This window comes from Aquabacter sediminis, assembly GCF_028863665.1.
In the GTDB taxonomy this organism is placed as follows: Bacteria; Pseudomonadota; Alphaproteobacteria; order Rhizobiales; family Xanthobacteraceae; genus L1I39.
Genome location: NZ_JARBFX010000002.1, coordinates 83,488 through 96,715 on the forward strand (window position 1 = coordinate 83,488; position 13,228 = coordinate 96,715).

11 protein-coding genes are annotated in these 13,228 nt (G+C 66.9%); 3 read left to right on the forward strand and 8 right to left on the reverse strand.

Going from position 1 to position 13,228, the window contains the following annotated elements:
- Position 1 precedes the first annotated feature (1 nt).
- From speB to PV781_RS03435, 5 genes are all read right to left on the reverse strand, one after another.
- Positions 2 to 985: an agmatinase gene (speB, locus tag PV781_RS03415; protein WP_274774230.1), complete on the reverse strand. Its 984-nt coding sequence runs from the start codon at positions 983 to 985 to the stop codon at positions 2 to 4.
- Positions 986 to 1,115: 130 nt separating this feature from the next.
- Positions 1,116 to 2,213 carry a sulfate/molybdate ABC transporter ATP-binding protein gene (locus tag PV781_RS03420; RefSeq protein WP_274774231.1) on the reverse strand — a complete coding sequence of 366 codons (1,098 nt, stop codon included), beginning with the start codon at positions 2,211 to 2,213 and terminating at the stop codon, positions 1,116 to 1,118.
- A 107-nt stretch (positions 2,214 to 2,320) separates the two neighbouring features.
- Positions 2,321 to 3,811: a hypothetical protein gene (locus PV781_RS03425; RefSeq protein WP_274774232.1), complete on the reverse strand. Its 1,491-nt coding sequence runs from the start codon at positions 3,809 to 3,811 to the stop codon at positions 2,321 to 2,323.
- 5 nt (positions 3,812 to 3,816) lie between these two features.
- Positions 3,817 to 4,353 carry a sigma factor-like helix-turn-helix DNA-binding protein gene (locus tag PV781_RS03430; protein WP_274774233.1) on the reverse strand — a complete coding sequence of 179 codons (537 nt, stop codon included), beginning with the start codon at positions 4,351 to 4,353 and terminating at the stop codon, positions 3,817 to 3,819.
- Positions 4,354 to 4,522: 169 nt separating this feature from the next.
- On the reverse strand, positions 4,523 to 4,918 hold the full coding sequence (locus PV781_RS03435; RefSeq protein ID WP_274774234.1) for a flagellar export protein FliJ: 396 nt from the start codon (positions 4,916 to 4,918) through the stop codon (positions 4,523 to 4,525).
- 550 nt (positions 4,919 to 5,468) lie between these two features.
- On the opposite strand from PV781_RS03435, the gene ctrA reads away from it, so the two are divergent.
- Both ctrA and PV781_RS03445 read left to right on the forward strand, forming a co-directional pair.
- Complete coding sequence (gene ctrA / locus PV781_RS03440) at positions 5,469 to 6,170, forward strand: response regulator transcription factor CtrA (RefSeq protein ID WP_274774235.1); 702 nt, start codon at positions 5,469 to 5,471, stop codon at positions 6,168 to 6,170.
- Between the two features lie 263 nt (positions 6,171 to 6,433).
- Positions 6,434 to 7,318: a hypothetical protein gene (locus PV781_RS03445; protein WP_489667326.1), complete on the forward strand. Its 885-nt coding sequence runs from the start codon at positions 6,434 to 6,436 to the stop codon at positions 7,316 to 7,318.
- A gap of 151 nt (positions 7,319 to 7,469) precedes the next feature.
- On the opposite strand, the gene clpA is transcribed toward PV781_RS03445, so the two are convergent.
- From clpA to PV781_RS03460, 3 genes are all read right to left on the reverse strand, one after another.
- Positions 7,470 to 9,971 (reverse strand): ATP-dependent Clp protease ATP-binding subunit ClpA, encoded by a 2,502-nt coding sequence (gene clpA, locus PV781_RS03450; protein ID WP_274774237.1) that lies wholly within the window; start codon positions 9,969 to 9,971, stop codon positions 7,470 to 7,472.
- Between the two features lie 153 nt (positions 9,972 to 10,124).
- Positions 10,125 to 10,535: an ATP-dependent Clp protease adapter ClpS gene (clpS, locus tag PV781_RS03455; protein ID WP_425532359.1), complete on the reverse strand. Its 411-nt coding sequence runs from the start codon at positions 10,533 to 10,535 to the stop codon at positions 10,125 to 10,127.
- A gap of 243 nt (positions 10,536 to 10,778) precedes the next feature.
- Positions 10,779 to 11,108 (reverse strand): phasin family protein, encoded by a 330-nt coding sequence (locus PV781_RS03460; protein WP_274774238.1) that lies wholly within the window; start codon positions 11,106 to 11,108, stop codon positions 10,779 to 10,781.
- A gap of 277 nt (positions 11,109 to 11,385) precedes the next feature.
- On the opposite strand from PV781_RS03460, the gene PV781_RS03465 reads away from it, so the two are divergent.
- Positions 11,386 to 13,218 (forward strand): serine hydrolase, encoded by a 1,833-nt coding sequence (locus PV781_RS03465; protein WP_274774239.1) that lies wholly within the window; start codon positions 11,386 to 11,388, stop codon positions 13,216 to 13,218.
- Positions 13,219 to 13,228 lie beyond the last annotated feature (10 nt).

Consider the following 13,228-nt stretch of genomic DNA (forward strand, 5'->3'; position numbering starts at 1 on the left):
CCTAAAGGGAGATGTCGAAGCCCTTGGCCTTCCGGTCGGCGAGCAGGCACAGATAGCAGGCCGCCAGGCTCGCCCCCGCCAGCGCCGTGACTTCCGCATGGTCGTAGGGCGGCGAGACCTCCACCACGTCGAAGCCCTTCAGGTTGAGCCCGCCGAACTGGCGCAGGATGGAGATGGCCTCGCGGCTGGTGAGGCCGCCGCACACGGGCGTGCCGGTGCCGGGCGCGAAGGCGGGGTCCAGCGCATCAATGTCGAAGGAGACATAGACCGGGGCGTCCCCCACCCGCTCGATCACCCGCCGCGCCACCTCGCGGGGGCCCAGCTCGCCGGCCGTGAAGCCGTCGATGATGTCGATGCCGTAGGTCTGCGGGGCGTGGGTGCGAATGCCCACCTGCACCGAGCGGTCCACACGGATCAGGCCGTCCTTCACCGCGCGGGTGATCATGGTGCCGTGGTCCACCCGCTCGCCGTCATCGTCCCAGGTGTCCTGGTGGGCGTCGAACTGGATCAGGGCCACCGGCTCGCCGAGCTTGGCCACCAGGGATTTCAGCACCGGATAGGTGAGGAAATGGTCGCCGCCCAGCGTCACCAGATGGGTGCCGCGGGCATGGTGCTGGGCCGCCTGCGCCTCGATGGCGGCGGGGATGGCATGGGCGATGCCATAGTCGAACACGCAATCCCCCGCATCGGCCACGTCGAGCCGGGCGAAGGGGTCGAAGCCGAAGGGGTAATAGGGATCGCCGTCGAGAATGGTGGAGGCGGCGCGCAGGGCCCGAGGCCCGAAGCGGGTGCCGGGCCGGTTGGAGACGGTCACGTCCAGCGGGATGCCCCACACCACCGCCTCGGCCCCGCCGCCATCCTTGGCATAGCGCCGCCGCAGGAAGGAGGCCGCGCCGGAATAGTTGGGCTCCATGGATTGGCCGAACCGGAAGGACGCATCAAGCGCACGGTCGACCGGACGCGGGAACAGGGGATCAGCGCTCATCACACTCACTCTGCCTAGCCGCGAGCAACCGCAGCACGTGTCGCCGCCGCCGACTTAGCCTTTCCCGCCGACACAGGGCAAGAGCGACGCAAGGTTAAGCGTGGCCGGAGTAATCCACGCCTGTGCGCGCTCAGATGGCGTATTCGCCCGTCTGGTGGGCCTTGGGCGGCCGGCAATCCACGGCGCCGCCGGCGGAGGGGAACAGCCGCGCGCGGTCGAAGCGCACCGACACCTTGGTGCCCGCGGGAACGCGCACTGCCGGCGTCACATTGGCCTCCACGAGGCCCCCGCCCACTTCCACTTCCAGGAGGCGGGTGGCGCCATGGCGGCGGAAGCCCCGCACCACGCCGTCGGCGCCCGGCGTACCCGCCATGGAGACGGTGATGTCGTGCGGGCGCACAAAGAGGAGACCCGGCCCGTCCGGCACCATTTCGATGGGCGCGGCCACCACGTCGCCGCCGGCGCGCACCAGCCCTTCCCCTACCGTCACCGGCAGGCGGCTGGAGGCGCCCATGAAGCCGAACACGTCGGGGGTGGCGGGGCGGTCATAGACATCGTCCGGCGTGCCCACCTGCTCGATGCGCCCTTGGCTCATGACCACCACGCGGTCGGCCAGTTCCAATGCCTCTTCCTGGTCGTGGGTGACGAACAAGGTGGTGTGGCCGGTCTGGTCGTGCAGGGCCCGCAGCCAGGCGCGCAACTCCTTGCGCACGAGGGCATCGAGCGCCCCGAAGGGTTCGTCCAGCAGCAGCACCTTCGGCTCGATGGCGAGCGCCCGGGCGAGCGCCACGCGCTGGCGCTGGCCGCCGGACAATTGGGCCGGGAAGCGGCCGCCATAGCCCTCCAGCTGCACGAGCGCGAGAAGTTCCTCCACCCGGCGGCGGATCTCCGCTTCCGGCGGGCGGGTCGCGCGGGAGCGGGAGCGCAGGCCATAGGCGATATTGTCAGCAACGCTCATGTGGCGGAACAGGGCATATTGCTGGAACACGAAGCCGATGCCGCGAAAGCGCACCGGCACCTGCGCCGCATCCACGCCGTCGAACAAGATGTGGCCGGTGTCCAGTTGCTCCAGCCCCGCCACCGCCCGCAGCAAGGTGGTCTTGCCCGAACCGGAGGGGCCCAGCAGGGCCACCAGCTCGCCGTGCTCGATCTTCAGCGAGATGCCCGACAGGGCGCGATGGGGCCCGAAGGTCTTCACCGCGTCTTCAATCGTCACCGCGACCGTCATGATCCGTCCCGTCAAGAAGCGCTCAGGCCGCGCCAAGGGGGCGCTGCGTCACCGGCTCAAGCCGGCCTTATGCCATGAACAGGCGGCGGGGCAAACGCTTGGCCGCCTCAGCGGGTCAGCGCGCGGCCGTAGAACACCACCTTGCCGGTAGGGGTGGCAAGGCTCAGGCCGGCCGGCTCCAGCGTCACCTGAAGCGTGCCAGCCATCAGCCCGGCGCGGTCCACCGCGCCGAGTGCTCCGGCAGGGCAGCGTCCCGCCGTGGTGAAGCTGCACACGGCGCGGGTGCCGTGGGTGTGGGACACCAGCCACATGCGATAGACCATGCCCTCCGGCGGCGGCGCATCCAGATGGCGGACCACCACGTCGCCGGCTTCTGGGTCCAGGGCCAGCACCATCTGGGGGTGGGGCGAGGAGCGCAGGGGGGCGAAGACATCGGGCAGCGGCGGCTGGCGGTGCATTTCCCGATAGGCCAGCGCCCCGCCCCCGATGAGCCCCGCCACCAGCAGGAGCCCCGTGGTCAGCCGCCAGGGGTTGCCGCCTTCGGACGGCGCCTCAGCCGGCGGGGCCGCGCCGGCCTCGCGACCCGTCGGCGCGGGGCGATCCAGCACGATGTCGAATGGCCCGCGCGGCGGCACCGGCGCGAGCGGCTCCGTGGCGACGGGCGCTTCGGGAGGCGTATCGGCGGGTGCTTCGGCAGGTGCTTCGGCAGGCGGCTCTGCGGTCGCCCCCCCGGCCGGCACCGTCAGGGGTGCAGCGGGCCGCGACTCCTCCTCGGCCGGTATTGCCGAAAGCGAGGGCGAAACGAGAATCGGCGTCGCCGCCCCCTCCCCCGCTTCCGCGACCGCCTCGCGCCCGACCTTCCCCTCGTCGTGAGGGAAGGCGTGGTTCGGCGTTGCGGCGCTGTCCGGCTCCGACCCGGAGCCCGGTCCATCGGAGGATGCCACACCCGCCCGCCCCTGCTCGGCCGGGACAACAGGCCCGGCCGCCACGGGGTCTGCGGCCGGAAGCTGCGGACCATCCGGGAGCGGTGGGCCGGCCGACGTGTCCGTCGGCGCCAAGGGCGCCACAAGGGACGGGTCCAGAGGTGGCTCGCCCGGCATCTCGGGCGCAGGCGCGGCGGACGACTCTTGTGCCGGTCCGTCACCGGGTGCGCTGGCCTCGGGACGGCTGGAGGCGGCCCCTTCCATCGGCACGCCCGCCTGCCCGTCCGCGCGGAACCGCTCGGGCGGCACATCGGGCGTTGCCTCGGGCGCGGGCGTATCCATGCCCGGCAGGGGAGGCTCGACCGGTGTGCCGTCTTCTGCGCCGGGCGGGCCGGCCGGTTCCTTGCCGGCCTCGTCAGGCGCGTCCAGGGCCGCCGCAGCCTCCTCGACCTCCGGTGTCGGCACGGGCAGCGCCGCCAGCAGATCGTCCCACAGGTCGGCGGGCGGGCGCACGGCGGGCGACAGGGCGTGGAGAGGCGCGAGGCGCTCCTCCCACAGATGGACCAGGGCGGCAAAGTCCAGATCTTCCGCACGGCGTGCACGCGCCTCGGCACGCTCGGGGCCATCCAGCGTGCCCAACACGAACGTGGCCGCAAGGCGCCGGGGATCGTCCATGGCCATCATGACTGGAGGCACGCGTCGAGTTCGGCCACCGACCGCCAGATCCAGGTGTTCACCGCATGAGGCGGCGCATCCAGATAGATGGACAGGGCATCCCGGCTCCAGCCATCATAATAGGCCAGCAGCAGCATGCGGCGCCGATCTTCCGGGAGCTGGCCGAGGCAGGTGAGGAGCTTCAGGAGTGCGGGCGTGCGCTCGGGTCTGGCGAGGGGATCGTCCACATCATCGTCCACGGCGAATGGCTCGAACCCGCTGCCACTCTCGGCGCGGTCGCGTGCGGCATCAAGGGAAAGGGCGCGCACGCGCGCGGCCATGCGATCCACCAGGCGCTCGGGCGGGGCAAAGGCGGCGGGCTCGGACCAGATCTCCAGATAAAGCGCGCGCACCACGTGGCGCGCCTGCGCCTCCTCGCGCAGGATCCGAAGGGCGATGCCATAGATGCGCGGCGCGGTGGCGTCATAGAGGACACGCAAGGCGTCCCGGTTGCCGGCCGCCACTTGCTCCATCACCCGTTCCGCATCGAAGGGATGGGTCACGACACTCCCGTCTGGCGCCCGGCGCCGCTCAAATCCGGTCCGCCCCGTGTGCGCGACGCGGATCGGACAATCCGACTGTCATACGCGCTGGCGCGCCATGTGCACATGGCAGATGGACCGCGCGCCCCGGTTTTTGGCGGCCCGGTTTTTGAAAGTTGGGCGCACGCGCTCACATGCGCGCGGTCTCGCCATGCCGCCAGGCGAGGCGCCGCTCCAGGCCCTCGCCGTCGGAGGCCCGCTCGCGCTCTCCGGCGGCTTCCGCCAGTTGCAACTGCGTCTCCGCCTCGTTGAGCACGTCCAGCGCGTCGGAGCGCTGGCCCCGCAAGTCCTGGCAGGACCGCACGAGATTGTCGCGCCGCTGCCGCGCGGCCGCAGCCACGGGCGGATAGGCGAAATGACGCGGATCGGAGATGCCGGTCCGCGCCTCCTCGGCGGCGATGTCGCGGTCGAGATCGTTCGCCATGCGCTCGAACTCGCCGATCATCGCATCAATCTGGGACAGGCGCCGACGGGCATCCTCGATCTTGAACCGTTTGGCGCGGATCAGGGGTTCACGCGACTTCATGGAACGCCATACTCCGAAGTGCATCACTGAACGCTTCGGTCCGCTTTGGACCTGTTGAGCCAGCATGGCGCACACCGGTTGCGCTTTCCTTACCGCCACCTCCAAGGCGGGGGAAATTTACGGCCACGCTGCGCATGGAAACCAATCGTTTACCGCCTTCATTAATGATGCTTCCACGGTTCGGACGTGGTTCGAAAAACCTCCGGCGCTGGGGCAATCCTTGCGCCACAGGGGTTTTGAAGACTTCCGATCCCGGTTCGAGGGCGCCGGCAAAGTGTTACCGCGCCAACCCCCCGGATCAGGAGCGGCGTCCGATATTTCCGGTCTCGGAAGGGAGTGCGACGTTACGGCGGCATGGGGATGAAAAAACGTAAGTGCTTGGAACAGAGTCAGTCTTCGCGTTCATGCACAAAGTTTTTCAAACCGACTCTTGCCCGCATGAATCCTTGTCGGTTATCGATTCATCATACGTAACGCGAATCACACTGTCTGTCGGGACCGCGAGGGGCGGCACGCCGCCTTTCGTCTTGGTTCGAGGAAAGGGATTGCCATGCGCGTCTTGCTCATCGAGGACGACAGTGCGACGGCCCAAAGCATCGAATTGATGCTGAAGTCCGAGAATTTCAACGTCTATGCAACCGACCTCGGTGAGGAAGGCGTGGACCTGGGCAAGGTCTACGAATACGACATCATCCTGCTGGACCTGAACCTCCCGGACATGTCCGGTTTCGAGGTGCTGCGGGCCCTGCGCGTGGCCAAGGTCAAGACCCCCATCCTCATCCTTTCCGGCCTTGCCGGCACCGAGGACAAGGTGAAGGGCTTCGGCTTCGGGGCGGATGACTATCTCACCAAGCCGTTCCACAAGGACGAAATGGTGGCGCGCATCCACGCCATCGTGCGCCGCTCCAAGGGCCATGCCCAATCGGTCATCCAGACGGGCGACCTGATCGTCAACCTGGACACCAAGACCGTCGAGGTGGAAGGCACCCGGGTGCACCTCACGGGCAAGGAGTACCAGATGCTGGAGCTCCTCTCCCTGCGCAAGGGCACGACCCTCACCAAGGAGATGTTCCTCAACCATCTCTATGGCGGCATGGACGAGCCCGAGCTGAAGATCATCGACGTGTTCATCTGCAAGCTGCGCAAGAAGCTGGCGAACGCCTCCGGTGGCAAGAACTATATCGAGACCGTCTGGGGTCGCGGCTATGTGCTGCGCGAGCCGGTGGCCGGTGCCGAGCGCATGGCGGTCTGACCTGCCCGGCCAAGCATCCTGCGCCCCCCCCTCTGCGTCCTTCAAAATGGCCTCGCCTCCCGGCGGGGCCATTTTCGCTTGGCCAAGGGAAACGCCTGGGACCAGGCGTTGGCAAGGCTTATGAATTTTCATTCATGCGTATCATAAAACCTCCACGGCATCGGCCCGAGGGGTTTACACTGCTTCCACCGCACTGCAACATGTCAGGCCGACCGCCGCGAACGACGCGTCCGCACCTGACTTCAATCGCGAGGGGCTAAGCCGTGGACGAGGAATCGATTTGGGCCGTAGGGGCCTTTGGCAGCTGCCGCGTGAACACGCCTCTCAGCGTGGTCACAAATCACGGACTGATCTCCTACAAGTTCGATTCCGCCATCGGTTATCTTCACAACCCGCTTGAGATCCAGCAGGCCATCCGCCTCCTGCGGTCCGAGATCAAGGCCCCGCCGGAGCTCTACGACCTCATCAACATCACCTCGCCCAAGGAGCTGAGGGGGGAAGACCGCTTCTACCGCCTCTTCGCCAATATCGATGTGATCGTGTGCGAGGTCTCCTCGGTGCGGATCATCGAATATAAGGGCTGGTACCTCCAGCTGAACCGGTTCCGGGAGATGCTGGCCGAGTACAAGATTGACGAGCGGGCGTCCGGCGCCCTGTTCCGCTCCGCCGATGCCAAGGCCGACATCGCCGAGCGGCTGAAGGGAAAGCCCAAATCCGAGCTGGCCATGGATGTGGTGCTTCAGTCCAACTTCTACGAATTGGACCATGCCGGCTTGGCGCAGGAGATCCTGCGGCTGCGGGAAATGATGCCAGACCACCCCGTGGTTTTCGTCGGCATCACGTCCAATGACTATGACGGCTCGCCCATCCGCCAGCGCGTGGAGCTCCGCGATGCGTTGAAGAGCGCGGCGGAGACCAGCCCGCACACGGCCTTCATCGATCCCACCGCCTATGTGATGCGGGACGGCATGGATGTCGCGCTGCAGGACCTGGGACACTACAACAAGGCCTATGAGCTGATCGCCGCAGGCGAGATCTACCGCCAGCTCGACGCCTTCTGCCGCTCCGATCCCCGCGTCGCGGCCCTCGCCAAGAGGCGGGCGATCCGGGCCGCCGCGCGCAACGCGGCGGCAGCCAAGGCGAGCTGACCGGAGCGGCCAAACCCCGGTCCAAGGCCGCCTTGGTCGTTTGGCAAAAAAAGAAGCGGGCTCCGGCGAGATGGCCGGAGCCCGCTTTGTTTCATGAGACTGAGGCTGCCGCGCATGCCACTATAGGCATACGCGCATCGCGCCCGTGCGCTCAGGCCTTGACCAGCGGCACCTTCGGCACATGGCGGCCAGTGCCCCCGGAGGGACCACCGGAGGAGCCGCCCGACCTGGGTCCCTTGGGGCCGGACTTGGGTCCGCCCCCGCCGGAACCTCCCTTCGGCCGTCCCCCCTTGGAGGGCCCCCCGGCCTCGCCCTTGCGGCGCGGCGTCCGCTTGGGGGCGGTGGGGGTGACCTTGTCCGGCTTGGGCGTGACCGGGCCGTCGGGGAAGAGGAAGCCAAGCTTGGACTTGGCGCCCTCGCCCTCGACCACCACCCGCACATGCCCGCCGCCCTTCAGCGAGCCGAACAGCACCAGATCGGCCAGAGGCGTCTTGATGTATTCCTGGATCACCCGGCCCATGGGGCGGGCGCCCATCTGCTCGTCATAGCCGCGCTCCACCAGCCAGGAGGTGGCCTCCTCGGACAGCTCGATGGTCACGTTGCGGTCGGCGAGCTGCGCCTCCAGCTGGAGCACGAACTTCTCCACCACCTGCCCGATGATTTCGGGCGTGAGGTGGGCGAAGGGGATGACCGCGTCCAGGCGGTTGCGGAACTCGGGCGCGAAGGTCCGGTTGATGGCCTCCACGTCGTCACCCTCCCGCTTGGAGCGGGTAAAGCCATAGGCCGCCTTGGAGAGGTCCGCCGCGCCCGCATTGGTGGTCATGATGAGGATCACGTTGCGGAAATCCACCGACTTGCCGTTATGGTCGGTGAGCTTGCCGTGGTCCATCACCTGCAGGAGGATGTTGAAGAGGTCCGGATGGGCCTTTTCGATCTCGTCCAGCAACAGCACGCAATGGGGGGTCTGGTCGACGCCGTCGGTCAGAAGGCCACCCTGGTCGAAGCCCACATAGCCGGGAGGCGCGCCGATGAGGCGCGACACCGTGTGGCGCTCCATATATTCCGACATGTCGAAGCGCAGCAGGTTCACCCCCAGCACAGAGGCGAGCTGCTTGGCGACCTCGGTCTTGCCGACGCCGGTGGGGCCGGAGAACAGATAGGAGCCGATGGGCTTCTCCGGTTCCCGCAGGCCCGCGCGGGCCAGCTTGATGGAGGCGGACAACGCCTCGATGGCCTTGTCCTGGCCATAGACCACGCGCTTGAGCGTGCTTTCCAGCGCCGACAGCACCTCCGCATCGTCCTTGGAGACGGTCTTGGGCGGAATGCGCGCCATGGTGGCGATGGTGGCCTCGATTTCTTTCAGGCCGATGGTCTTCTTGCGCCGGGCCTCCGGCAGCAGCATCTGCGCCGCGCCGCTCTCGTCGATCACGTCGATGGCCTTGTCGGGCAGCTTGCGATCGTGGATGTAGCGGGCGGACAGCTCCACCGCGGCCTTGATGGCCTCGTTGGTGTAGCGCAGCTTGTGATAGTCCTCGAAATAGGGCTTGAGGCCCTTGAGGATCTCGATGGCGTCCGGAACGGTCGGCTCGGCCACGTCGATCTTCTGGAAGCGGCGCACCAGGGCGCGGTCCTTCTCGAAATACTGCCGGTATTCCTTATAAGTGGTCGACCCCATGCAGCGCAGGGAGCCGGAGGCCAGCGCCGGCTTCAGCAGGTTGGAGGCATCCATGGCGCCGCCCGAGGTCGCACCCGCGCCGATGACGGTGTGGATCTCGTCGATGAACATGATGGCGTTGGGATAGGCCTCGATCTCCTTCACCACCTGCTTGAGGCGCTCCTCGAAGTCGCCGCGATAGCGGGTCCCGGCGAGCAGCGCGCCCATGTCGAGGGAGAAGATGGTGGCGGTGGCCAGCACTTCCGGCACGTCGCCATTGATGATGCGATGCGCCAGGCCCTCCGCGATGGCGGTCTTACCGACGCCAGGGTCGCCCACGAACAGGGGATTGTTCTTCTGGCGGCGGCAGAGCACCTGGATGGTGCGCTGGATTTCCTTGTCGCGGCCAATCAGCGGGTCGATCTTGCCCTCATTGGCCTTGCGGTTGAGGTTGACGCAATAGGCGTCGAGCGCATCCGCCTTCTTCTTGGTCTCTTCGCCGGATTTCGTCTCAGTCTCCTCCTCGGCGCCGCGCACGGGGCGGCTTTCCGACATGCCGGCCCGCTTGGCGATGCCGTGGGAAATGTAATTGACGGCGTCATACCGCGTCATGTCCTGCTCCTGCAGGAAATAGGCGGCATGGCTCTCCCGCTCGGCAAAGATGGCGACGAGCACGTTGGCGCCCGTCACTTCCTCGCGGCCGGAGGATTGCACATGGATGACGGCGCGCTGGATGACCCGCTGGAAGCCGGCGGTGGGCTTGGAATCGTCCCCGCCGCGCTGGACCAGGTTGTCGAGCTCGGTATCCACATATTCGATGAGATTGCGGCGCAGCTTGTCGAGATCGACATTGCAGGCGCGCATGACAGCGGCCGCGTCCTGGTCATCCACCAGGGAGAGAAGCAGGTGCTCGAGCGTCGCGTATTCGTGGTGCCGTTCGTTCGCCAAGGCGAGCGCGCGGTGGAGCGATTGTTCGAGGCTGCGTGAAAAAGTCGGCATCGACACCTCTATCTGGCACGTCGCCCCAACCCTTGCCGGTTCGAAGGATCCCGGCGCGTGCCCGCTCCGTTAAACTTTGTACCGGCCCGCCCCCCTTGCAAGACCCTCGCGGGCCTCATTCACCCATGTGACGACATCAAGCTTGTTCCAGCGTCACTTTTTTTCCATCACACACTGGAGAGGATGTTGGTGTTTGCGGGCAAAGTCCATCACCTGTGTCACTTTTGTTTCAGCGATCTCGTAGGTGTAGACGCCGCATTCCCCCACGCCATGGTGGTGGACATGGAGCATGATGGTGTTGGCGGCTTCCCGGTCCTTGTTGAAGAACCGCTCCAGCACGTGCACCACGAATTCCATGGGGGTGTAGTCGTCGTTCAGCAGCAGCACCCGGTAAAGGCTCGGCCGCTTGGTCTGCGGCTTGGTGCGCGTGATGACGGCTGTGCCAGGACCCGTCCCGCCTCCGCGGCGGGGTTTGTCTCCGGCAGCCGAGGGCGGCGGAGCGGCGGGGGGCCTTGCAGCGGGGCCCGCGACAGGTGCGGCGGAAAGAGGTTCTTTGTATCTCATCGGCATCTTGCGCGCTGTTCCCGGTGACGCGACCGCGGACGATCTGCCATCTCGGCGCATGCCGGAATAATAGGAATGACGGCCCGGCTTCGCCAGACCATAGGCGCCCGGAAAGCGCAAAATCATGCCGGACGGCCCGTTCGCCGCAGGCTTCACGACAGCCTCGCGGCCCTTAATGGGCTGCGAGGGATTGGCACACGGTTGGCAGCCCGGAAGGTCCGGGCGGCCAACGAAGGCAAAGCCTCACTGCACCTTGGCGAACACGGCTTCGTAGGGCTTGTAGGCCTGCTTGTAGAGGTCGGAATAGAGCTCACCCAGCTTGGTGGTCTCGGACACCGCAGCCTCGTAGGCGGCCTTGAAATAGCCCTGCTGGATCTCTACGGCCTGATCCAGGGTCTTGGCGCCGAGGAGCTTCTCCAGCGTGGAGGTGCTCAGCTCGAACGAGCTCTTGGTGTATTCGGCGACCTCGATGGCGATGGCCTGGGCGCCCTTGGACCACACGCCGAAGCTCTTCAGCGCGACGTCGACATTTTCCTTACCGAGCTTCTGCAGCTCTTCAGCGGACTGAACCATTGGGAGTTCCTTTCCTATACCGGCTTTCACCGGCAGCCCTGACACTGGGAGGTTTTGCCCTGCCCGATTTGTATAATATGCACTGCAACATAAACGTCAAGAATTTTGTGCACCGCACAAATACGGATGTGGCCGGATTTACGGCTTGGTAACTGCGGGTTTCTACCCTTCGAGCCGGTCACATACCGAACGACATGACCGTGACGGCGCGCCGGGCTTGCGGACGCGTCGTGCCTTTTTGCCGGCCTGTCCGCCGAACCAAAACGGGACCAGTTTCATGCGTATTGCGCTTGCGAATGGCGCCTTTTCCTTCAGGCTTCTCGCGGCAGTGACCGCGCTCGCTTTCGCCTTCACGGTGGGCGGCGCCGATGCGGCCGACGCCAAGAGCCAGAAGTCCTCCCAGAAGCAGACGCAATCCAGCAAATCCAAGAGCAGCGCCAGCTCCAAGTCGGCCTCCAAATCCAGCAAGGCCAAGACCGCGCGGGCCCAGGACGACGAGGACGACGATACCCCGACCACGGGCGCGGGCTGGCGCTCCGGCACCGCCGCGCTCATCGTCGATGCCAATACCGGCAAGGTCCTCTATGAGGAGAATGCCGACACCCAGCTGCACCCGGCCTCGGTCACCAAGGTGATGACCCTCTACATGCTGTTCGAGCAGCTGGAGGCCGGCCGCCTGCGCCTCGACAGCCAGTTGCCGGTTTCCGCCCGCGCTGCGGCGCAGTCGCCCTCCAAGCTGAATGTGCGCGCCGGGTCCACCATCGAGGTGGACGACGCCATCAAGGCCCTGGTCACGCGCTCCGCCAATGACGTGGCGGTGGTGATCGCGGAAGCCATCGGCGGGGACGAGTCGACCTTCGGCGAGATGATGACGCGCAAGGCCCGCCAGATCGGCATGACGCGCTCGCAGTTCCGCAATGCCTCCGGCCTGCCCAATCCGGGACAACTGACCACGGCGCGCGACCTGGCCACGCTCGGCATCGCCATCCAGGACCGTTTCCCCCAGTATTACAAATACTTCTCCACCCGGACATTCGTCTATAAGGGCGAGTCCATCGGCAACCACAACCGGCTTCTGGGACGGGTGGAAGGCGTGGACGGCATCAAGACCGGCTATACCCGTGCCTCGGGCTTCAACCTGTTGACCTCGGTCCACAAGGATGACCGCTTCATCATTGGCGTGGTGCTGGGCGGCTCGAGCGGCCCCTCCCGGGATGCCCGGATGGCGAGCCTGATCGCCAACAATTACAACCGCGCCTATGCCGGTGCGCGCACAAGCCGCACCATCCAGACCGCGGCCAACGACAATCCCCCGCCGATCCCCACCACCCGCCCGGCTGCCATGGCCGCAGTGGAACCCGGGCCGATCGCCCCCCTTCCCGCGCCGCAGCGCCTGGCTTATGCGGCCGACCCGGTGGTGACGGCCGCCATTCCCGCCCGCGCCACGGCCCAGCCTGCCAACGAGCTCATCAAGCCCGTGGCGGTGCGCACCACCGCCATCCAGCGCCCGACCACGCAGACGCTGACGGCCCCTGGCTTCTCCAATTCCGGCACCCAGGCCTATGCCCAGCCGGTGCCGGCCCCGGCGCCCGCTCCGGCCCAGCAAGCCCTTGTTCCGTCGCAGCGCTTCCAGACCGGCCAGGCGCAGGTCCAGGCGGTCTCGCATCTGCAGCCCCCGGCGCGCCTGCCCGCCGGTCTCGCGGAAGAAGAGATCGCCCCGCCCGCACTCATCTGGGGGGCGCCGGTGTCCTCCGCCGAGGCGGCCCGGCCCGAACCCCAGCCCGTGCGGACCGCCTCGGCCGCGCCGGTGGCCCTGCCCACGGCCCGCACCTCCAACCCGGCCGCGGCCAATGGCGGCCCGCCCAAGCCCGGCTGGCAGATTCAGATCGGGGCGTTCAATGGGGAAAAGGAAGCCAAGGCACGTCTCGACGCGGCCCTCTCCAAGGCCCGCACCGCGCTGAACGGCGCCGCCCCCTATACCGAGAAAGTGTCTCGCGGCTCGTCCGACCTCTATCGCGCCCGATTCGCCGGCCTGAGCGAAAAGAGCGCGAAGGACGCCTGCCGTTTACTGCAGCGAAATGATTTCGACTGCATGACTATACGCAACTGAGGAAACGGAT

Coding starts and splice junctions, on each gene's coding strand:
- PV781_RS03425 (WP_274774232.1), bottom strand. CDS start 3,811: ATGGACGATCCCCGGCGCCTTGCGGCCACGTTCGTGTTGGGCACGCTG.
- speB (WP_274774230.1), bottom strand. CDS start 985: ATGAGCGCTGATCCCCTGTTCCCGCGTCCGGTCGACCGTGCGCTTGAT.
- PV781_RS03420 (WP_274774231.1), bottom strand. CDS start 2,213: ATGACGGTCGCGGTGACGATTGAAGACGCGGTGAAGACCTTCGGGCCC.
- PV781_RS03465 (WP_274774239.1), top strand. CDS start 11,386: ATGCGTATTGCGCTTGCGAATGGCGCCTTTTCCTTCAGGCTTCTCGCG.
- PV781_RS03435 (WP_274774234.1), bottom strand. CDS start 4,918: ATGAAGTCGCGTGAACCCCTGATCCGCGCCAAACGGTTCAAGATCGAG.
- clpA (WP_274774237.1), bottom strand. CDS start 9,971: ATGCCGACTTTTTCACGCAGCCTCGAACAATCGCTCCACCGCGCGCTC.
- ctrA (WP_274774235.1), top strand. CDS start 5,469: ATGCGCGTCTTGCTCATCGAGGACGACAGTGCGACGGCCCAAAGCATC.
- clpS (WP_425532359.1), bottom strand. CDS start 10,535: ATGAGATACAAAGAACCTCTTTCCGCCGCACCTGTCGCGGGCCCCGCT.
- PV781_RS03460 (WP_274774238.1), bottom strand. CDS start 11,108: ATGGTTCAGTCCGCTGAAGAGCTGCAGAAGCTCGGTAAGGAAAATGTC.